General features: G+C 62.9%; 17 protein-coding genes and 1 tRNA gene. 10 read left to right on the top strand and 8 right to left on the bottom strand.

The genetic code is table 11. The features are described 5' to 3' along the window. Positions 1–49: 49 nt before the first annotated feature. From rpmI to EA187_RS02245, 3 genes are all read right to left on the bottom strand, one after another. Positions 50–247: a 50S ribosomal protein L35 gene (gene rpmI / locus EA187_RS02255; RefSeq protein WP_115603122.1), complete on the bottom strand. Its 198-nt coding sequence runs from the start codon at positions 245–247 to the stop codon at positions 50–52. 217 nt (positions 248–464) lie between these two features. Continuing rightward, a complete protein-coding gene (gene infC / locus EA187_RS02250) occupies positions 465–989 on the bottom strand; it encodes a translation initiation factor IF-3 (RefSeq protein ID WP_115603123.1) in 525 nt (174 codons plus the stop codon). A 176-nt stretch (positions 990–1,165) separates the two neighbouring features. Then, positions 1,166–1,237: transfer RNA gene (locus tag EA187_RS02245), tRNA-Val, on the bottom strand. A gap of 300 nt (positions 1,238–1,537) precedes the next feature. Here EA187_RS02245 and EA187_RS02240 point away from each other — a divergent pair. The 3 genes from EA187_RS02240 (at position 1,538) to EA187_RS02230 (ending at position 4,817) form a co-directional block, all read left to right on the top strand. After that, a complete protein-coding gene (locus EA187_RS02240) occupies positions 1,538–1,972 on the top strand; it encodes a DciA family protein (RefSeq protein ID WP_115603124.1) in 435 nt (144 codons plus the stop codon). Between the two features lie 153 nt (positions 1,973–2,125). Then, positions 2,126–4,249 carry a DEAD/DEAH box helicase gene (locus EA187_RS02235; protein WP_127779026.1) on the top strand — a complete coding sequence of 708 codons (2,124 nt, stop codon included), beginning with the start codon at positions 2,126–2,128 and terminating at the stop codon, positions 4,247–4,249. Between the two features lie 28 nt (positions 4,250–4,277). Next, on the top strand, positions 4,278–4,817 hold the full coding sequence (locus tag EA187_RS02230; RefSeq protein WP_115603126.1) for a hypothetical protein: 540 nt from the start codon (positions 4,278–4,280) through the stop codon (positions 4,815–4,817). A 180-nt stretch (positions 4,818–4,997) separates the two neighbouring features. Here the strand turns inward: EA187_RS02230 and EA187_RS02225 are convergent, their stop codons facing one another. Together EA187_RS02225 and asd are read right to left on the bottom strand one after the other, a co-directional pair. Further along, positions 4,998–6,629: an SAM-dependent methyltransferase gene (locus EA187_RS02225; protein ID WP_164855907.1), complete on the bottom strand. Its 1,632-nt coding sequence runs from the start codon at positions 6,627–6,629 to the stop codon at positions 4,998–5,000. Between the two features lie 170 nt (positions 6,630–6,799). Continuing rightward, positions 6,800–7,657, bottom strand: coding sequence for an archaetidylserine decarboxylase (asd, locus tag EA187_RS02220; protein ID WP_127779025.1), 858 nt, complete (start codon positions 7,655–7,657; stop codon positions 6,800–6,802). Between the two features lie 230 nt (positions 7,658–7,887). On the opposite strand from asd, the gene EA187_RS02215 reads away from it, so the two are divergent. The 4 genes from EA187_RS02215 to EA187_RS02200 all read left to right on the top strand — a co-directional run bounded on the left by EA187_RS02215 (position 7,888) and on the right by EA187_RS02200 (position 12,364). Continuing rightward, positions 7,888–8,076: a hypothetical protein gene (locus EA187_RS02215; protein WP_127779024.1), complete on the top strand. Its 189-nt coding sequence runs from the start codon at positions 7,888–7,890 to the stop codon at positions 8,074–8,076. A gap of 113 nt (positions 8,077–8,189) precedes the next feature. Then, complete coding sequence (locus EA187_RS02210) at positions 8,190–9,743, top strand: class I SAM-dependent methyltransferase (RefSeq protein ID WP_127779023.1); 1,554 nt, start codon at positions 8,190–8,192, stop codon at positions 9,741–9,743. 22 nt (positions 9,744–9,765) lie between these two features. Next, positions 9,766–11,283 carry an OmpP1/FadL family transporter gene (locus tag EA187_RS02205; protein WP_164855906.1) on the top strand — a complete coding sequence of 506 codons (1,518 nt, stop codon included), beginning with the start codon at positions 9,766–9,768 and terminating at the stop codon, positions 11,281–11,283. 46 nt (positions 11,284–11,329) lie between these two features. Then, positions 11,330–12,364: a sensor histidine kinase gene (locus EA187_RS02200; RefSeq protein WP_127779021.1), complete on the top strand. Its 1,035-nt coding sequence runs from the start codon at positions 11,330–11,332 to the stop codon at positions 12,362–12,364. 48 nt (positions 12,365–12,412) lie between these two features. On the opposite strand, the gene EA187_RS02195 is transcribed toward EA187_RS02200, so the two are convergent. Further along, positions 12,413–12,799: a roadblock/LC7 domain-containing protein gene (locus EA187_RS02195; RefSeq protein WP_115603133.1), complete on the bottom strand. Its 387-nt coding sequence runs from the start codon at positions 12,797–12,799 to the stop codon at positions 12,413–12,415. 30 nt (positions 12,800–12,829) lie between these two features. Then, entirely contained in the window at positions 12,830–14,458 is a 1,629-nt protein-coding gene (locus EA187_RS02190; RefSeq protein WP_115603134.1) for a DUF4388 domain-containing protein, read from the bottom strand. A 304-nt stretch (positions 14,459–14,762) separates the two neighbouring features. Here EA187_RS02190 and EA187_RS02185 point away from each other — a divergent pair, with 304 nt between their 5' ends. The 3 genes from EA187_RS02185 (at position 14,763) to EA187_RS02175 (ending at position 19,452) form a co-directional block, all read left to right on the top strand. After that, positions 14,763–16,250, top strand: coding sequence for a M61 family metallopeptidase (locus EA187_RS02185; RefSeq protein ID WP_127779020.1), 1,488 nt, complete (start codon positions 14,763–14,765; stop codon positions 16,248–16,250). A 60-nt stretch (positions 16,251–16,310) separates the two neighbouring features. Then, a complete protein-coding gene (locus EA187_RS02180; protein WP_127779019.1) occupies positions 16,311–17,174 on the top strand; it encodes an MBL fold metallo-hydrolase in 864 nt (287 codons plus the stop codon). A 79-nt stretch (positions 17,175–17,253) separates the two neighbouring features. After that, the gene (locus EA187_RS02175) at positions 17,254–19,452 is read left to right on the top strand and encodes a transglutaminase domain-containing protein (RefSeq protein ID WP_127779018.1); all 2,199 of its coding nucleotides are present in this window, start codon (positions 17,254–17,256) and stop codon (positions 19,450–19,452) included. On the opposite strand, the gene EA187_RS02170 is transcribed toward EA187_RS02175, so the two are convergent. Further along, positions 19,424–19,951 carry a M67 family metallopeptidase gene (locus tag EA187_RS02170; RefSeq protein WP_115603138.1) on the bottom strand — a complete coding sequence of 176 codons (528 nt, stop codon included), beginning with the start codon at positions 19,949–19,951 and terminating at the stop codon, positions 19,424–19,426. The two genes, EA187_RS02175 and EA187_RS02170, sit on opposite strands and share 29 nt — an antisense overlap. Position 19,952: the final 1 nt, after the last annotated feature.

Below are 19,952 nucleotides of genomic sequence, written 5' to 3'. Positions count from 1 at the left end.
GTGTTGGGGCAACCCAGATCAGGACCGGGTAAAGCACAAACGTGGTGTCTTAACCTTCGCCAATAAGCTTCTTGACGCGAGGCTCGTCCGCCGGGTGGATGTACCCGTCTTTGCGGAGATGACGCTTACGCTTGCTGCTCTTCTTGGTCAGGATGTGGGCGCGGAAGCCGCGGCGGTACTTCACTTTACCGCTCTTGGTCATCTTGAAGCGTTTGGCGGCTCCGCGATGCGTTTTCATCTTCGACATATCAATCTCCTGGACAGATGGCGTGCCGACTGCCGACACGCTCAAAAGCTCCCTTTGAAAGGGCGGATACAGCTACCTGAATGACATCGGTATGGCAACCCTCAATTTGAGGAGGATCGGCCCACCGAGGTTTCGGGACGCCGTGCCATGGTGCCCCCTCACAAAAAAACGCCGGACAACATGTCCGGCGCTTCTTTACTCTCTGAGGCCCAGAGTCTCAGCTGACAATGACGTTCTTCGGAGTAAGGAAAAGCGTCATATTGCGCCCTTCCATCCGAGTACTCTGCTCAACTTGAGCTGCATCGGCCAGCTCCTCAGCCGCGCGCTGGAGCATGGTGCGCGCGATCTCGGGGTGGGTGATCTCACGGCCGCGGAACATCACGGTCAACTTGACCTTGTTGTTCTCTTCGAGGAAGCGGCGCGCACGGCGAAGCTTAGTCTGGAAGTCGTGCTCGTCGGTCTTCGGACGAAATTTGACTTCTTTAAGCTCGACGCGCGAGGACTTCTTGCGGGCCTCGGCAGTGCGCTTCTTCTGCTGGTACTTGAACTTACCGTAGTCCATGATCCGGACGACCGGCGGGCGCGCCTGAGGGGCGACCTCCACCAGATCCAGGCCAAAACCCTCGGCCTTCTCCAGTGCGTCGTCGGAGCTCATGATACCCAGCTGCTCGCCATCGGGATCGATCACACGCACTTCGGGAGCGCGAATGCGACGATTAATCTTCGGTTCTTTATCCGCCATGGACCTCGATCAAAGCTCTAAGCGGGGGTTGTTGTTGCCGTGGCCCCAAAAACCCCGTCTAAATGCCAGAGCAGCCCCCTAACGCTCAATGCGAGGGAGCCGCCAGCCTGTATTTCTCAGTTTTCATTCCGGCCCGAAGGTTCGCATCATGCGATACGTTCTGGGTTTCGATGATATAGGCGCGGGCGGGATTGAACCGCCGACCCCTTCCGTGTCAGGGAAGTGCTCTCCCACTGAGCTACGCGCCTTTAATGGGATGCTTGCTGTGCTATGTTGCGTTGGTGTTTTTCACCGCCGCGGCACGAGTCGGTTTGTAGCCCTGCACCCCGGGAGTGTCAACAGATTTTTCATACTTTTTTCGCCCGAAACGCGCCAACCTTCCACCTAAACGCCAAAAACGGCGCACATTCAACACCTTAACCAACAAGGCAAGCGCACCAAAAATCCTGAAGACGGCCTGATCACGATCCAGCACGAGCGTGAGACTTGCCTCTTGAGGCCGGTCCTATAATAAGGAGGGAGGTTTAGGTTCACCTCGGAGATCATGGATGTTTGACGACATACTCAAAGCAGCGGCCCGCGCCGGGAAAGAGCGCGGCGAGTTGCCCGCCCCCACTCGAAGTTTCCTGCGTCAGGTGTGGCCGACCATGGTGGGTGAAGAGCTCACCCACCTCTGTGAGCCCCTGGCCCTCTATGAGGGAACATTGCGCGTGGCCGTGCGTCATCCTGCGCTGGCCGATGAGTGGCGTCGCCGACCGCTGGCGCTTCTGCGTCGGGTCCAGCGCTATGCCCCCTGGCCTGTCGAGCGCATCGAGATTGAACTCGACGAGCGTGCCGGCACGCCTCTTCCCCCACCACCCCGGGAAGTTGTGGATGCCTTTGAGCGCGGCGAGGTGCAACTCATGGAAGAGGACCTCGACGATGAGATGAAGCGACTCATCGCATCGATCGACCGGCTACGCCGCGAGCGCGACTCGAGCTGAACACGGTAGCGCGGGCGAGGCCGCGCGGGCGCGCGGCACCTTGCGACCTCGCCCGACATTAGGTAAGGACGAGCCGCATTGATCCGCAGGCGGTTCACGTTTTGGCGCAATGGGCGCCCTAACCCCCGGGTCTTTTTGACGAGAAAGAGGAACATGCTGACGACCGCTGAACATACTTTTGACGACTTCTACCTCAGCGATGAGATGCGTCGTGCTCTCGACGCCATCGGCTACACCCGCCCGACCAAAGCGCAGGTGGCCGCTATTCCTCTTATCCTCGCCGGCATCGACCTGATCCTGCAGTCGCAGACCGGCTCCGGAAAGACCGCCGCCTTCGGCATTCCCATGATTGAGATGCTGGAGCCGGTCCCCGGTCGCATCGACGTGTTGGTGCTCGCGCCCACGCGAGAGCTCGCGCAGCAGGTCTGCAATGAATTTGAGCGCCTCGGGCAGTTCAAACGCGTCAAAGCCACCGCCATTTACGGCGGCACCTCGTACGAGCGTCAGTACGAAGAGCTGGAGAAGTCCTCGATCGTGGTCGCCACCCCGGGGCGTCTTATCGACCTGTGCGAGCGCGGCAAGATCGATTTGAGCCAGCTTCGTCTGCTCTGCCTTGATGAAGCCGACGAGATGCTCTCGATGGGCTTTCGCGACGACATTGAAGCGATCATGGCGTATCTCCCCGAGGAGCGTCAGAGCCTGCTCTTCTCCGCAACGATCACCGATGAGATCAAGGCCCTGGGCAACAAGACGCTCTTCTACCCGGAGAACGTCCTGCTTTCGACCGACTCGGTCGCTTCGGTGGATGTGGCACACTACTACTACCCGGTGCGCGGCGTAGGTCGCCCACGGGACTTGATCAAAGTGCTGGAGTACGAGGAGCCCGATAGCGCGATCATCTTTGCGAACACCAAAGATGATACCTTCATGGTGACCTCTTTTCTGAAGCGTCACGGCTATCGCGCCGACGTGCTCAACGGCGATCTTCCGCAGAAAGAACGCGAGAAGACGCTCGCTGCACTTCGCGATGGCAAAATTGATTACATCGTAGCCACCGATGTGGCCGCCCGCGGCATCGACATCTCCGACCTGAGCCACGTGATCAACTTCGTGCTCCCGGACTCCGCCGAAGTCTACATCCACCGTACCGGCCGCACCGGTCGCGCCGGCAAAAAGGGCAAGGCCATCAGCCTGATCGCGCCCAATGAAGTCGCGACCTTCTTCCAGGTGCGCAAGATGTACTCGGTGAATCTCATCGAGCAAAGCCTTCCCACGCCGGTGGAGATCATGAAGGCGCGCCAACGTCGCGGGCTTACTCGCATCGCCAACCAGCTGGAGAGCCGCAGCGACCTTCCCTACGGCGCGCACATGGGCATCGCCGAGATCCTGCTCAATGAGGCTTCCGAGGGCAGCGAACTTGATCCGGTGCGTACCGTGGCGCGTCTGCTGGCTATCGCCGAGCGCGTTCAACGCTCTCAGAGTGTGACCCGTGAAGCTGCGACTGCTGACGTGAAGGTCGAAGCTCCAAAGGTCGAGGAGAAGAAGGTCGAAGCTCCAAAGGTCGAGGAGACGAAGGCCGAAGCTCCAAAGGTCGAGGAGACGAAGGCCGAAGCTCCAAAGGTCGAGGAGAAGAAGGTCGAAGCTCCAAAGGTCGAGGAGAAGAAGGTCGAAGCTCCAAAGGTCGAAGAGAAGAAGGCCGAGGAGAAGAAGATAGAGGCAAAGGAAGAGAGCACCGAAGTAAGCGAGGAGGCGCGCGAGGAGGGCACCGGCCGCCGTCGCCGTCGCCGAGGCGCGCGTCGCCGCTCTCGCGGAAGCCGCGGCTCCAGCGCGGCTCCCCAGGAGGTTCAGGAGGAAGCCGTCGTCAAGCCGAGCGCCGACGAAAGCACCCCTGCTCCCGAGAGCAAGCCGCGTCGCGAACGGACTCGCCGCCGCTCGCGCACCGCGCGCAATGGCAGCAGCCAGGAAGGGGTCCAGCAGATCGCCACGCCTTCGGTTCCGACGCCTGTGGCGGTGGCCGCACCGGCAGCTCCGGCACCTCGCGATACGCGTAAGATGTATCTGAACCTGGGCAGCGCCACCTTCGGCTCTGACGAAGAGCTGGTGACCATGCTATGCTACATGTCCGGCATGGACCCGGAGGACTTTGGTGAGCTTCAGATGGAGAACACCTACTCCTTCATTCATGTGCGCCGCGAGTACTTCCGCGACGTCGTCGTGGCGCTCAACGGGCAGGTCTGGGAAGGCAACAACCTCACTGCCGAGGCCGCTCGTAAATAACCCCTCTGGTCGCGATAAGGTCTGAGCTATGCGCACACCCCTCGTAGCCCTGCTGCTAGCCGGCGCGCTTTTCACGATGAGCGCCTGCCAGGAAGACGCCCCCTCGGTGCCCGTCGACGAGTTCCCGGTCGATGAGAATTTGCCTCCGGCGGTGGTCGATCTTCCAGCTCCACCGCCGGCAAGTGCCTTTGAGATCGTCGAGAAAAACGACGACGACACCCTGCGCGTTGAGGGGCTCATCGGATACCGCGATCGCCATATGGATCAGAACGTCCTGGTCCGCGGCGTGGTCATGGAGGTCAAGGGCGACTGCGACCCGAAGCGCGCCCGCCAGCGCGGGGAGTCCTGCCCGCAGCCCCACCTGGTGATTCGCGACGACGCCGATGCCCGTCACGAGATGATGGTCGTGGGCTACACCAACGACTTTCTCAAGAAGGTCCGCGTGCGCGAGGGCGAGAGCTACGCGTTTAAGGGGACCTACCAGCGTATGGCCGAGGGCTTTGTCTCCTCGGAGAACGGCCTGCTGAAGTTGGACGCGATCGACGATAATGAGGTTCCCAAGGGCTAAATGAGGGGCCCCCCGGCTCAGCTCCGGTCTCTGCGACGCCGGCGGTGGGTCGAAGTGCCAGCCCGGCGAACGCATAAAGAAGGCCCACCCGGAGCTCCGGGTGGGCCTTCTTTATGCCGCTCGTATCATCTTCGGCCAGCGGCGACCTCGTCGACCGCTGCTTACCAGGGAGGTGCTCGCCTACACCGTGTCCTTGCGTGCGCGCTTCTCCGCCAACACGATTACCCGCCGACTCGACGCCCCCAGGAAGTAGCCGCGGGTGAAGCGCTCGCCACTGATCTCCAGGACGTTAAAACCGGCCACGTGCAACATCTGCCTGAGCTCATGGACGTTGTAGAGACGAATGTAACTGTTCTGCTCAAGCGGTGGGGAGTTGTCTTCGTAGATAAAGGAGCGCTTGGCGTGCAGCGTGCTTGTCTGAAAGTCGAACTCGCTCTCCTCCAGAAAGATGCAGCCCTCCCCTTCCCACCACAGGCGCGTGGGCGTCTCACGTACGACATAGTCGCGGTTGATGACATCGATCAGGATACGCCCGCCCGGCTTGAGCGCGCGTTGAATGCCCTGGAAGACCCGCAGGTTAGTGCGGTCGTCAAAATACCCCACCGAGGTGTCCCAGACGTAGCAGCCGTCGAAGACCTCGTTGAAGTTGAGCTCACGCATATCGCCGTGAATGAACTTCACGTTGGTGGAGCGCTGACGGGCATCGGCAAGTGCCTTCTGAAGGAGAGGCATTGAGAGATCGATACCGACCATCTCATAGCCCTCCTCGGCCAGCCCGATGGCGTGGCGGCCAAAGCCGCAGGCCAGGTCAAGGATGCGCGAGCCCCGCTTGAGCTTGAGGCTCTTGCGGATGAAGTCGACCTCGTGCTCGGTGCGCTCTCCAATCGATGCCGGGATGGTGCGCAGGTACTCCTCGCTGAAGACCTCCTGGAACCAGACATCGCGCGGACGCAGTCGCTTGGTGCGGGGCCCCTGCGCCTTGGCCTTCTTCTCTTCGAGGAGCTCTTTAACCAGGCCCTGCATCTCGGAATCACCGGCCGGCTCGGCTGCGGAGGGAGGCTCGGCCGGGGTCGGAATCGACTCAGGCGCAGCCTCGGCCGCGCGGGGCGTATCCAGGTCGGGGGTTGCCGGAAGTTCGGGCGTCGGAGGCGCTGCGCTCGGAGCGCCGGCGGGCGGACGAGCCGGGGGCTCCGCGATGGTTTCAATCTCATCGAGTTCCAACACATCGCTCTCTTCCTCGAGCGAGGGCGGGACAGGCGCCGGCGGGATGGCCGCCTCGGAGTTGACGGGCGTCGCGCTTGCGGCCGCGACCACCGGTGGCGGCGACCCGGGCGGTGGCGCGGAAACCAGTTTAAGCGCAGCGACCGGAAGCCCGTCGTTCCAGCGCTTGATTAAGACGCGGGGAGGGGCCGTCACAATATCCGGTGCAAAACGAGCGTCGCCCAGGGGCTCATCCAACTCAGGGGCCCGCGTCGGCGCCAGCGCTTCAAGGTCTTCGCGGCGAATCGGCTCCATGGAGATCGTCTTGACCATCTCCTGCCGGTCATAGCCCGCCCCCTCCAAAGCCTGCGCATCGAGGCGATTGGTCTCGCCATCGAGCTCGTCATCCAGGATGCTCTCCGGCACTCGGAACGCGGGCATCTCCAGGCTCAACCCATCGGGTTCGGAAGGCGCCGTGAGGCTCTTGCTGATCTCTTCGGTCAGCTCGATCACGTCGCTTTCCTCATCGAGGTGCGGCCCAATCTCGGGGGACTTATCGGCAGAATTTGGCACGAATTCAAACTCCTCGCAGCCCCGGTCGGGCGCAGTCATCGGCCTCACCATGCTGGCTGATAACCAGCCTCCTCGGGGCGCCCGTGCGGCCGCGTCGCGCTGGCCACGCGCGCGGGTTTTCACCGGGTGTGAACGCCCGGCGAGTGTAACGCAGGGGGTTCAGGCCCACAAGTGGCTACCGGGCCTCCAGAGGTCCCGGTGCTTCGCCCTTACCCCTCGAGCGCCCCGAGACGCTCGCCAAGCCGAACGACGTCGCCGAAGCGTAGATCTTCGCGGAAGCGGAAGGTCGGCTCGCTGATCAGGAGAATGACAGTGGAGCCCAGATTAAAGACACCAAGCTCATCGCCGTGATCCACGTGAAGCTCTTCGCGCGGGGAGAAGTCTTCGCGGCGGCGGAAGGTACCGTTGGTTTCAAAGCCATCAAACGCAAGCCCGATGCGGCCCACGCAGGTCGCTCCGACTTTAACCACCCCAACCCGACCCAACTTTTCGGTGTCGAGGTAACTGATCAACCGTTCATTGACCGCGAAGAGCTCATCGATATTGCGCACCGCAAAGGGGTTCACAGGAAAGAGGTAGCCGGGGATGTAGCTGACTGCATCAACCTGCCCTCCCACCGGGGCGTGAATACGGTGGTAGTCCCTCGGGGAGAGGTAGATCGTAATGAAGGCGCCGCCGTCAAAGCGCGCAGCCTCCTCGGCGCTGTCGACCAGGTCCAGCAGACGGTAGGTGCGGCCCTTGGCCTGCAACAGGGTGCCGGCGTTGATGTTTCCGAACGCACCGACCTTTCCATCGACCGGGCTGACCAGGGTGTCGGCCTCGTGGCTTTCGATGTGGCGCGCTCCACTGCGGAGCCGACGGGTGAAATAAGCATTGAGGCTGTCGTATTCACGAGGGCTGCGCTCGCCCTCGGCCACGTCGATACCGGCCAACTCCGCAAATGAGCTGTTGACCACCTTCTGGATCGGCCGCGGCAGCTCCACTTCACTGACCATGCCAAAGGCGCGGCTGACCAGGTTTTTGGGCAACCGTTCCAAAGCCTTCACCGCCGCTTTTTCCATCACCATCGCGCAACTCCTCAACCCACTTTGTCGAATTCGTTCGATGCCGTCGCCACCGCGGCGCCAGCGCCGCTCAGAGATGCCCGATGCCTGCGGGCGCGTCAATCTTCGGCGGCGGAATCCACCGTCGCGCGCCGGTGTTTACCCTTGGTATAAGACGCCCGTTTACGGATGATGCCGCCTGTCGAGGCGGTGGAACGCTCGATTTCTCTCCATGGATAACGAAGGATCGAATGATGCGACGCACCGAGATGACCAAACAGAACGCCCGCTCCAAAGGCTACCTGGCGCTGGGCTCGGCGACCGCCACGGTTGCACTGGCCGCGATGCTCTCCTCGACGGTGTTGGTTGCCGGCGTGCCGGTCACGGCCTGGTTGACCTACCGCTGGCTACGCTACCGCGCCGAGTGGGGGTTGCGTTTCTGAGCAGCACCTCCCTGCCGATGGCTCGCCCTTGATGTTGCGCCTGTAGAATCTCCTCCTCTATACTCCCGGCGCAGCACTGGCAGTCATTTTAACCCACCCGGCGGGCAGCTCTTATGACGCGATATTTTGGGATTCACACTCTGGAAGGGGAGTGGCACAGCCTGCTTCCGCGCTACGCCCTGCTCTCCGATCGCCTCGAAGGCAAGCGCGTCCTGGATATCGGATGCGGGACCGGCATCGGCTCCTCCCTGCTTCTGGAGTTGGGCGCCGAGCATGTCGACGCCATCGACCATCGCCCCGCGGTGCTCGAACTCGCGCGCATGAAGCACGCCAAGCAGAGTCTCGACTTTCACGTGATGTTCTGGGAGGAGCTGGGCTTTCCCGACCAGACCTTCGACATGGTCCTCTGTCTCGATCCGACGTCGCCGGTGACCGATCTCAATCTCCTGGTCGAGATTAAGCGGGTCCTCAAACCCGGCGGCGAGTACGTATGCGCCGTGGAGCGTCGCAACATCCAGGGCGTGGAGAGCCTGCTGCCGCGTTACGGCTATAACGACAACGCCGAGAGCGTAGAGCTCAATCGCTCCGAAGACCGTGTCCCCCAGATTGGCAACCTGCGCCAGTGCTTTGAGACGGTCGTCTCGGTGCTGCAACAGCCCCGTTACAGCTATGTCTTCGACTTCAACTGCGAACGCGAAGGTAGCGCCTCGCGCCCCTACACCATGCGCAAAGCCTCGGGAGAGCCCGATGAAAGCGGCCTATGGGTGGGCGACGCTCCGCGGGAAGACAGCGCCGAGAACACCGATCAGCGCCCCGGGCGCTGGCTGGGCATCGATGAGCAGCTCTGGGAACATGAAGGCGATGCTTCCAATGTGGAGCTGCTCTTCTGCGGAGATGCGCATATGCCCCCCCCTACCCTGCGCGAGATTCGCATGCCCTATTCGGGGCTTGTGGACCGGCTGCATAACCTCATCTCCGACCTTCAGATCCGCCAGCATCCCTCTCAACGCGACCCTTCCTTTGGCGATGTGATTGAGGCCGGCGGAGGCTTCTCCGAGCGTGAAACCACCTCGGAATTTCGCGCACTTAACCACTGGGCGTTGGAAAAGCGCAGTCGACGCGCCAACGTAGAGCCTCCCCAGCCTTACGATTACGGGCAGCGTTCCGCACGCGCCCAGGCCGACCATCAACGCGGCCTCGATCAGATCCGCGATCAGCTCGAGCAGATGACCTACCTCTATCAGCAGGTGCGCGCCGATATGGAAGACCTCTTCGTGCGCACCCGCGCCGAGCTCCATGAGCGCGACCGCTACATCGAGCATCTCGTTGACACCGTGCACCTCTGGCAACACCACGCCTACAGCGAGAGCGACGATCAGCCCACGGGCGTCTACGAACTTCCTATCGACGACCAGGATCGCGCCTTCGATGGCGAGACCACCGGCATCTTCACCAAGCCCCTCTCTTATGTGAAAGCCGAAGATCAGCAGACACGCGCTGACTCCCCTGGCGAGCGAGCCTCCGATGGCGATGTCGCCGCCTGTGAGCCGGAAGACGAGGCCGACGAGAGCGGAGACTACAGTCTGGAGGAGAGCTCCTCGGAGGCGAGTGAGGCGGAGTCAGACGCCCCTGACTCCGAGAACACCGAGCCCGAAACGTCGCACTGAGTTGCAACCTGCTGGAGCTATGATGGCTGTTGATGTTCTGCGCCGCACTGCCGCGGCGTTGCTTGTGGTCGCTGCAACCGGCGCCTTGATCCCTGAGGTTCAGGCGGCGGGCTTTGAAGTCGGCGAAAATACCACCCGTTCGTTGGCCCGTGGTGGCACCGGGGCGGTCAATAAGGCCGACCCGTCAGCCCTTTATTTTAACCCGGCGTTGCTCCCGCGAGCGCGCGGACATCAAGTCTTGCTCAACGCCAACCTGCTCAAGCTCAACCTGGGGTTTCAGCGCGACGATCTGGTGCTTCGCGGCCGCAATGAGACGCAGACCAAGTCCTTTGGCCCGGTGCAAAACGAGGGCGGCTGGTTCCCGGCACCGTTTCTAACCGCGAGCTTCGATGTAGGTCCGGAGAACTTCGCACTGGCCGTCGGGGCCTTTGGTCCCAGCGCCTACGGGCGCCCGTGCTACGGGGCGATGGTCGACGGGGAGTGTACGTTTGCGCCGGAGAGTCCGGCGCGCGGCATGCTGGTCAGCGAGGATCTCTTCCTGGCCTATTTCAGTCTCGGTGCGGGGTATGAGTTTGATCTCGGCCCGGAGCGCTCGCTTGCCGTGGGGCTTACGGCAATCGCCGCCTACCAGGACACCAGCTTCAGCATCGCGGTAGAGAGCGACCCGAACGTCTCCGCGCCCTGGTCCGAAGATCCCCGTGCGGAGGCGTATTTTCGCGCCGAAGATCTCCAGGCCTGGCGTCCCAGTGCGATTGTGGGTGTAGCCTACCAGGACGGTCCGATGCGTCTGGCGGCCTCCTACCGCCCGCCGATCCACTGGGAGACAAAAGGCAAAGCAAGGGTGGAGCTCCCCGCGTTTCTATCCTCCACGGGCGCGTACCTCACCGATGACGCGATGACTTTTTCGACCTGGCAGGCCGGATCGCTTCGTCTGGGTTGGGGGGTGGAACTGGGAGAGCACCCGGCTGACGCTGAGCGGTCCCGCTTTGATCTGGAAGTCAACGCGGTGTGGGAGAACTGGTCGCTGGTGGAGTTTTTTGAAATCGACATTGCCGGGGACATCGAACTTGCCGATGTTCCCCCCGATGAAAATGGCAATCCGCCGCGCATCCCGATCTATCCGATTTACCAGGTCAAGAACTACCAGGATGCCTACAGCCTTCGCGTCGGTGCGAGCTACGGGATCAATCGCTTCATCACCGCCCACGGCGGCGCGATGATGGAGACTCCCGCCCAACGAAACGCCCACACCACCGTGGACTTTGTCAGCTGGGAGCGCTACGGGTTGAGCGCCGGTGCCAGCGTGCACCTTCCGGCCAACCTGGAGCTGGAGCTGGGTTATATGCACATCTTCTCCCCGGATCGGCAGGTCCGCCATGGCGAGATTTATAACCCGATTCCCATGAGCCAGTGCGCCGGGCCTGAGTTTGACCACCCCGGCTGCGATCAGCCCGGAACACCACCTGGCAACCCCCAGAACGAAGGCAGCTGGACGGCCTCCTTTCAACTGCTAAGCGCCGGCGTCACCTGGCGCTACTGATGCGACGTTTTGCACCTTTCCGAAGCCTCCGACGGACCCCACCCGCATGAGCCAAGACTCCCACTCCCCCGCACCCTCTCGCCCCGGCGGCCGCCTCGTGCTGGCCGATGATGGCGCGATCTTAGAGGCGCCCGACTTCTTTAAGCAGGCGCTCTATCTGGAGCATCGCGACGCTCCCTCGATCTACCACCTCTTTGATGCGACGCAGGCTCCCTTTTTGTCGGTCACGCGCATCTTCCGTCACCCTTATGGGGCAACGGAGACGCACGTCAAAGTGGAGGGGCTCTTCGGCACTCGCCGCAGCTTTCGCTACTGGCAGGTCGATGCGTATATGCCAGGGAGTGTGGCGTTCTACGTCGTCGATGAGACCGCGATCACCCAGACTCACGACTGGGACTATCGCCGGCTGCGACGCGAGATCTTAAAGGATGTGCAGAACTCACTCTCGGCGCATTTCAAAAACCGTCTGGCCACCGTGCAGCTTCTGGCCGAGACGTTGCGGGATGCCCCGCAGCTTGTCGAGCAGTCGGCGCCGCGAATGCTGGCAGCCGTCGACGAGTTGAAGTCCGCGCTCAATCGCGTGCTCACCGGTATCCCCGACGTCCAGGCGCATACCGACTACAAAGATCAGCCGGTGCGACTGGCCGATCTTGAAGCGGTTATCAGCACCTGGGGAAGCCGCGAGGTCGAGGTGCGCTGTGAGGTGCGCGAGGTCGATATGGGGACGCTGATCGCGGCCTCTTCGATCGAACGGGTGGTGCTCCCGGTGGTCGAAAACGCCATCGACGCCTCGCGCGTCGGCAAGAAGGTCGAGATCACCATCGAAGAGCTCGATGAGGGGTTTGCCCATATCGTGGTGCAGGACTACGGCGAGGGCATGAACGAGCGGGTACGAAAACGCGCTGAAGATCCCTTCTTCACAACACGCCCCGGCCACCTGGGCATGGGCCTTGCTCATGCGCGCGAGGCGTTACGCGACGCCGGTGGCCAGTGGCGCTTTGAAACCGAGCCGCGCAAAGGCACCCGCGTCACTCTGCTCTTGCCGGTGACCACGACCTCCCAACTTTTTCGATCGTACTGAGCCCGGCGTGCGGCGCCGTCGGGGGCGAGCTTCCACTCGCCCTGTCTCTCAGAGCAACAGGGCGCGCACGCTCTCTTCAATGCGCGCCTGATGCTTGCGCATCAACGCCCGGGTAAAGCCCACCGTCATACGTCGCTCGGTGACCACCAGCCACAGGTAGTTCATCTCAGCCATAGGCACCGAGACGAACGTCGCGCGCTGGCTGCTCAGCACCATGCTGTCGGCCTGCTCGCCAAGCGGAAGCCCTTCGAGCAATGCGGCGGTCATGCGGTAGAGATCGCTGTGAAAGGCATCGGCACCTGCCGCCTCCAGCGGGTCACCCTGCGAGAGCGAAGCCAGAGACATGCCGGTCTCGCGATCCACCACGCTGGTGTGAAGCCAGCCGGGGAGCTCAGTGGTGATCTCGGTGAGCAGCTCGTAAAGCGAAGACGACATGCAGTTCTCTCAGAATCGGGAGGGGGACGCTCAGGCGTCGGGAAGCACGTTGGAGCGAGTCAGACGACGACCCAGCTGGCGCATCAGCACCAGGGCGATGCCCAGGCTGGCCTCGCGTTCCACAATGGCCAGATGGACGTAGGGCGTACCCTTGAGCGCGCGAATCAACACGTAATCGCCCGCCATCGCCATCTGCATCTCTTCGAGGGCATCGTCCGGGTAGAGCGCGCGAACCGAGCGATGCGCGCGACGAAAGACCTCCGCCAGTCGCACCGAGAGTTCCGACTCATCCAGGGCGGTGTCACCGCGCAAGGTCAGAAATTCCAACGCTTGCCCCTGCTGCGCGTTCACCAGCCCCGTTGCGCGAAGCCCGGGACATTCATGAACAAACTCCTCGAGGAGCGAATCCGGCCTGTTAGCCGCACGCTCCTCCGTCGCGCTGGTACGATCGCTGGCGATCGCCTCGGCGTGTCGGCCGTTGAGCGCGGGCGCAGCAAAGAGCTCAAACTCCCCGCTCTCTTCGGTCACCACGACCTGAGCACTGACTGCCGACATGCCCGGCGAGGTCTTGCGTCGCTTGCGTCCGGGGAAGTCACTCTGGGAGACGGCCGGTCCCATCTCCACCTCCGAGAGTTCTTCGATGCCCGGGGCGCTCAACACGGCGGCGGGTTGGGTTTGCGGCTGCGCCAGCGGCGCAGCCTCTTCGACAGCGCCGCCGGAGGCGGCGGCCATCTCATCGAGCTCGGCCTGCGAGAAAAGCAACGCAGCGCTCGATGAGCTATCCGCAAGCCCGGGCTGGCTGGGCTCGGTCTCAAAGGTCGAGGCGAACATCGTCGCCGCACCTACTCCCATCGGAGTCAGAGAGCGGCCAGGTGCGAAGTCATCATCATCCAGGTCAAGAGCGAGCACCGGCTCCACCTCACCGGCGACCTCACCGCCGATCGAGGGGCCGGCCTGCTGCTCTTCTTCAAAGCGTTGCTCATCGGTGCGGCGCACCCCTTCGAGCAAAAGATCCTGCCAGCCCATATCGATGGTGGCAGGCACCGACTCAAAGTCGGACTGCATGAAGATGTCGCCCTGTCGCAGCGCGAGCATCTGGTAGACCGCCTCCGGACCGACCTCGCCGTCGAACTCCGCGTGGGTCACTTCGCCGGCGTCAAAGACAATCCGACCTCGATGGTCGCGATGTTTCAGATGCAAGAGCGCGGTACGCTTGGCCAGGCAGAGCATCTGGATGATGTCGGTCAGCTCCAGATCGCTCAACACGCCCTGGAAGCCCTCTTTCTCGTTGAGAATCTCCAGGATGGCATCGCGCACCTCATCGACCGTAAAGGGTTTCTCGATGTAGTGGCTGATGCCGATGCGTTCAGCGAAGTTCTGAATGCGATGGGTGCCAAACGCGGTGATGATCATCACCCGGGCATCAGGGGCCATCTCTTTGGCACGCAGAATCAGCTGAAACCCGTCGACGGCTCCCGGCATTTTGATATCCGAGATGAGCAGGTCGATGGGCTGGTCGTCCAGAATGCGCAGCCCCTCTTCCCCGGAGCGCGCGGTGTGGACGGCGATGTCCTGGCGCTGAGGAAAAAGGTTGCGCTCCAGCGCCCACAGCAGATGTTCCTCTTCGTCGACGATCAATATATGGTACATCTTCGCCATCGGCTCCGGTCACGGTCTTAAGTCTGGTGCAGGCCACGTGCTCAACAAACCCGCCAAGCGTCTCGCTCATCGCCCCTCGAACCCGCCTGCGCTCAGGCCGCGGGTGCGTTCTGTTGAAGCAGGCATAGGGGGCCAAAACGCGCCCTATATAACCACGCTTTCCCCACCCCGGCAAGGGAGGGTCGAGCGCCCCGGCGGCGCATCTGCGGGCTGGCGGCGGGCCCTTTTTGTGGCCTTTTGTAGCACACTGCTCTGGGCCTGCGCCGCGCCGAAGCCCTCGTCCTCGCCCCCTGCCGAAGATGCGATGGTCGGTGCCCCTGAGCCCGGTCCCACAACATCCTACGCGCCAGCGCCGGCTCAGCGCGGCGCGCTCTGGTACCAGCTCGATCTCACCGGCGATGCGCTGCGGGTGAGGCTTCGTATGAATGCTCCGCCAGCTGCAGCCAGCTTCTTTCTCCCCGGCCCCTGGGCGGGCCAGGACGACTTCGACGAACGGATCGTGGTGGAGTCCACGCAGGGCCCCTCCGGCGCACTGCCCATGCACCTGGTGCGCGAGGCGGGCCGCATCGATGTGAACGCCGGCGATGTGGCCTGGCTGGAGCTTACCTACCGGGTGCGTCCGCCGCGCGCCGGCGAGGCTCATTCACGCTTTCATCCTCGACGCACCGCCAACGAACTCTTTGCCTACGCGCCCACGATCTTTGTCTTACCCAGTGAGGGGCTCGCCAGACAGGTTCGCGACATCCCCATCGAGATTCACACCCCCCGGGGATGGAACGTCAGCGCGACCTGGCCCCCGCATGCCGCGACCACGCTGAGCGCACGCGGCGACCGACTGATCACCGGCTACCTCGCCGAGAATGTCCGTACGCTGCGCGATGCCTTCGTGCTCGCCGGAGAAGACCTTCCCTCGCGTCGTGTCGAACTGCATCCGGGCACGCTGACGGTGGTTCAGTCTCCCGCGATGCGCTTTAGCATTGATGAGCTGACCGGGCCCTCCGCGCGCATCGTGCGGCGCTTTATGGCCCGCTATGGCATCTACGACGATGTTGTCGCCGCGATCCTCCCCAACGATGCAGCGACCGAGGGAAGCGAACTTCAAGGCATGGGTCGCCGCGGTGGTTTTGTGGTCCAGGTGCCCCCTCATCAGCAGATGGGCCCGGAGCTTTTGCTCTTGATGGCCCATGAAGCGCTACATATGTGGAACGGTCACGAACTCGTGCCCGCCCCGGAAGCTGAAGCCGAGACGCGGTGGTTCAAAGAGGGCCTGACCCACTACCTCGCCCTTAAGGCCCTTGCCCGCGAAGGGCTTGTGGATCGTCGCGCACTCCTACGCGAGTTGGCCGCGGCCGCCCAACACTACAGCCAGAATCCGCTGGCGCGCCGGGAGGCTGCCAACGATCTCGACCAGGCGCGTTTTCCTTACGACCGCGGACTTCTGATTGCGCTCAGCCTGGACATCGCACTGAGTGAGGCCAGCCAGGGCCGCGTTCAACTGGAGCGTTGGCTTGTTCAACTACTAAAGCCGCATCTTCGCGACACCGCGCGCGCCTACGACACCGCCCTGCTTGAGAGGGCGTTTCGGGAGATCTGCGACACCCTCGGTCCGGAGCCCGTCCAGCGCTTCGAGCGGCTGGTGCGCGAAGAAAGCCCTATCGATCCGCGCGCGCTCTTCACCGAACTCAACCTCCACTGGCTGGCGCCAGGCGGTGGGGGCCCCGCCCGCCTGCTGCCCATTGAGGGTGAACCGGCGAAGTTTGATCTGCTTTTTGACGCCGACCTGGCCCGCTGATGCTGCGGCTTGAACGGCACATGGAATCGCTGCCTATCTGACCTGACCTCTGGAGGACGTATGCCCCACCCCGACCGCACGATCATCGCCCTGGAAGAGTGCCACTTTGGTCTTGATGGGGGCGCGATGTTCGGCATCATCCCTCGCCCCCTCTGGGCGAAGACCAACCCGCCGGATGAAGCCAATCGCATCGCGATGAGCGCGCGCTGCCTGCTGATCATCGATCCGGATCGCGTCACCCTGGTCGACACCGGGATGGGCGTGGGCTTTAGCGAAAAAGAGCGCGAGATCTACAACATTCATCGCCAGGATGCCGGACTACGCGCGGCGTTGCGGCAGTACTCGTTGACCCCGGAAGACGTCGACGATGTGATCCTGACCCACCTGCATTTTGACCACGCCGGGGGGCTGCGCACCCCGAACGAAGACGGGAGCCTGCGGCCCACCTTCCCCAACGCGCGTCACTGGGTTCAGCGTCAGAACTGGAGCTGGGCGCATAGCCCCAGCGCCCGCGACGGGGGGAGCTACCGGCTTCAGGATTTCGATCTTTTTGATGCCGATGACGCTCCTCCGCTTCACCTCGTCGACGGGATCGCCGAACTGTTCGAAGGGGTCGAGGTCTTACCTGTGCACGGCCATACCTTCGGGATGCAGGTCGTCAAAATCGATGCCGCCGACCAGACCTATGCCTTCGTCGCCGATCTCATTCCGACCGCGGCTCACCTGCGCGATCCGTACGTCATGGGCTACGATCTTCAACCTCTGAAGACGGTCGAAGAGAAGCGTGAGCTGCTCTATCACGCGCGGCGCGACGACTGGATCCTGATCTTCGAGCATGACCCCACCACCGCGATGGCACGGATCGATGTGGACGCCCGAGGGCGCGTGATCCCGGTACCGCTGAAGACATTATCCCACACCTGACCACCTGAATCTTTGCGCGGGCTTGCCGTCGCTGTTAGCGTGCACTTATTGGGTGGACGTTTTTGAGACGAGGCGAGGCATGCGCGAGACATTCCTACAGACCGGGTCGCCCCGCGGGGCAACGCTGATACGAGCGTTCATCATCATGATGTGGGCAGTCTGGGCGGCGCCCCTCGCCGCTCAGGAGGCCGCCGAGGGCGCGCAAGCTCCGGCGCTCTCCCCCACCGAGTTGGGTGTGTTCAAGGCGCGTATCTCCGAACTTCGGCGCCAGGCCCGAACTCTGCAGCAACCCGACGCGCACGCCAGCCCGTTGACCCTCGACGAGGCGTTGAATCAGATCCCGCGTCCTCACTCACCGGGCAACATCTACCGCTGGGTTCGCGACACCATCGCGTTTGAGCCCTATACCGGAGCGCTGCGCGGGGTTCAGGGCACCCTTATCGCTGGCTCCGCGAACGCGGTGGACCAGGCCCTGTTGACCCGCGAGCTACTCAGACGCTCCGGCCACACCACCCGATTTGCCACCGGTCGGCTGCATGACAGCGACATCCGTGAGGTGCTCACTCGACTCGCCTCCAGCGCGCGAGTGGAGCGCCGGGGTGAAGCCGTAGCAGCCCGTGAGCCCGGACTCGATGCCGCGCTCATTGCGCGACTTCGCGACCATATCTGGGTCGAAGTCGAGCAGCGTGGCGAGTTCATCGCCGTCGATCCCATCGCCGCGCCCCTGGTCGGGATGACGCCGGCTCGGGCGCAAGCGCATCACGAGCAGCTCCCCGAAGATTGGACCACCACGCTTGAGGTTGAGCTTTCGAGCCACCTCAAAGACACGCAGCGTATCAGCCATCTGACCGTCTCCGGTCCCCTATCACGCTACGCCTACCGCACGTTGACGCTGGGCTTTGAGCCGGATTCGATGCGCAAACAAGGCCGCATTCCCGTTCTCTTCGTCGGCGACCAATCAAGTCGCGGGCAGGCCATCCCCATCGACGCATTGGAATCGCTGGAACTCAGCTTCCGGCTGAAAAGCGGCGCGCGGGAACAGCGCTGGACCCAAACCCTCTACCGCAGCGCCACGAACTTCGACATCTTCTCCTTCGACGCACAACACTTCAGCGTCACGCTGATGCCGGGCTGGTCCTCGGATGCCTGGCTTGCCAGGCGATCGAAGACCGCCGCCGAGGCAGCACTCTCCGCCTTGCAGACGTACGCCGAAGAACTGGCCAGTGCGGCCGTCGACGGCGAGGCGGCAGATAGCCTTGCGGCCAACGCGGTGATGCACGAGCTCAACGCGATGATGCCCGCGGCGTTTATTCGCAAGCTCGATCGCAGCGTTCTCCGAAATGCGCACCGACTGGGAGTGCGACCGGTACTCAGCCAGCCCCGCGCCGTAGTCACCGCTTCGCTGCAGCGAGGCGACCAGGTCTTTGTCGATCTTCGACTCTCGGGCGACCGCGTCGATGCGCTCCCACTGGGGGAAGTTCCCGCGGTTGCCACCGCCGCCTTCGGCGGCTTGTACGGCCACCTCCTCGACACCCTCACCGCCGAGTTTCTTGAACAGCAAGACGGCCGCCAGATGCTCACCGTCGCGCGCATCTTCCGGCGCGCCTCCCAACAGCGTATTCCCTTCACGACCATCGACCCTCGCAGCATCGAGAGACTCGATGCTTTGAGCATCAACGATACGCTCCGGACACGGCTGCGCGAGAGCATTCGACGCCAGGGGCGCGTGCTCCTCTCCCCGCTTCACGCCGTGGAAGTCGACGGCGTGAAGCGTTTTGGCTGGTGGTCGGTCGAGCCCTTAAGCGGCTGGATGCGCGCCCACCCCATCGATGCTCTCCTGGCGCAGGTTGCACAACACGACGAGAACGATCCGCTCTCCCCCCCTCGCCATCTCGACCTCCACGCAGAGCTTATCGCACGGAGCCTTCGAGCGGCTTCTTCAACCTTAGCTCCCCCGGCGGATCAGGCGCCTTCGATGTGTGTTGCTACGCGCGAGCTTCTCGCGCTGAGTCGCGCATTCTGCGCCACAAAGCAGGCCATCGCCTCACCGGAGTTGGAGATTTGTCTCCACGATCCTCAAGGCGGTCAGGCCCCGATCAGCGCCTCAACGGATATGCTGGGGCTTGCTGGAGGAAGCTGCGTCGAGCAACTTGCCACCACCCGCTGCGGCGCAGTCTACGCCCGGGCGGTGGCTCAGGGCGAGCTTGTGATCGCCAACGGCGAAACCAGCTCGACCACCGAAGCGGAGGCTACGCCACCGGCGCCGCCATGCCCCTGAGCTCCTGTTCGCTAAATCGCTTCACGCTGGCAAACGCCCCCAGCGCTTCATCAAAGCGAAAGAGCGTGGCCCCATCGGCCTTCCCCTGGCGTACCGACACCACCAGGTAGTCGGTGTCGGGATAGATCGGCTCCAGCGGCTCCTCCTCGCTATCGCGCGGAAAAGTCGCCGCAGCGATGTCCTCCGCGCTGAAGTAGTCGCCCACGTCGGGATGACTGTGCACGATCACCGCCAGAGCTTCGCCACGCTCATCGGCGCGCACAAACTCCATCGGATCAATCATGTAGAAGTCCCGCGCAGTACGCGGGTACTGCTCCGGATCGAGGCGGTGGTACTTATCGGCGACATTCTCACAGGGGTGAAAACGCCACGCGCGCTGATCCCCTTCTAAGATCAGCCCACAGCCTTCCTCGGGATACGCGCCGGATACCCAGCGCGTCAGCTCATCGAGCAACGCCGGGGTCCAGCGGGCGTCAATCGTCGTCGATGATGAAGCCATC

Source organism: Lujinxingia sediminis (assembly GCF_004005565.1).
GTDB lineage: Bacteria > Myxococcota_A > Bradymonadia > Bradymonadales > Bradymonadaceae > Lujinxingia > Lujinxingia sediminis.
This window is presented reverse-complemented; position numbering and strand designations above follow the sequence as displayed.

Coding starts and splice junctions, on each gene's coding strand:
- rpmI (WP_115603122.1), bottom strand. CDS start 247: ATGTCGAAGATGAAAACGCATCGCGGAGCCGCCAAACGCTTCAAGATG.
- infC (WP_115603123.1), bottom strand. CDS start 989: ATGGCGGATAAAGAACCGAAGATTAATCGTCGCATTCGCGCTCCCGAA.
- EA187_RS02240 (WP_115603124.1), top strand. CDS start 1,538: ATGTTTGACGACATACTCAAAGCAGCGGCCCGCGCCGGGAAAGAGCGC.
- EA187_RS02235 (WP_127779026.1), top strand. CDS start 2,126: ATGCTGACGACCGCTGAACATACTTTTGACGACTTCTACCTCAGCGAT.
- EA187_RS02230 (WP_115603126.1), top strand. CDS start 4,278: ATGCGCACACCCCTCGTAGCCCTGCTGCTAGCCGGCGCGCTTTTCACG.
- EA187_RS02225 (WP_164855907.1), bottom strand. CDS start 6,629: ATGACTGCGCCCGACCGGGGCTGCGAGGAGTTTGAATTCGTGCCAAAT.
- asd (WP_127779025.1), bottom strand. CDS start 7,657: ATGGTGATGGAAAAAGCGGCGGTGAAGGCTTTGGAACGGTTGCCCAAA.
- EA187_RS02215 (WP_127779024.1), top strand. CDS start 7,888: ATGCGACGCACCGAGATGACCAAACAGAACGCCCGCTCCAAAGGCTAC.
- EA187_RS02210 (WP_127779023.1), top strand. CDS start 8,190: ATGACGCGATATTTTGGGATTCACACTCTGGAAGGGGAGTGGCACAGC.
- EA187_RS02205 (WP_164855906.1), top strand. CDS start 9,766: ATGGCTGTTGATGTTCTGCGCCGCACTGCCGCGGCGTTGCTTGTGGTC.
- EA187_RS02200 (WP_127779021.1), top strand. CDS start 11,330: ATGAGCCAAGACTCCCACTCCCCCGCACCCTCTCGCCCCGGCGGCCGC.
- EA187_RS02195 (WP_115603133.1), bottom strand. CDS start 12,799: ATGTCGTCTTCGCTTTACGAGCTGCTCACCGAGATCACCACTGAGCTC.
- EA187_RS02190 (WP_115603134.1), bottom strand. CDS start 14,458: ATGGCGAAGATGTACCATATATTGATCGTCGACGAAGAGGAACATCTG.
- EA187_RS02185 (WP_127779020.1), top strand. CDS start 14,763: ATGGTCGGTGCCCCTGAGCCCGGTCCCACAACATCCTACGCGCCAGCG.
- EA187_RS02180 (WP_127779019.1), top strand. CDS start 16,311: ATGCCCCACCCCGACCGCACGATCATCGCCCTGGAAGAGTGCCACTTT.
- EA187_RS02175 (WP_127779018.1), top strand. CDS start 17,254: ATGCGCGAGACATTCCTACAGACCGGGTCGCCCCGCGGGGCAACGCTG.
- EA187_RS02170 (WP_115603138.1), bottom strand. CDS start 19,951: ATGGCTTCATCATCGACGACGATTGACGCCCGCTGGACCCCGGCGTTG.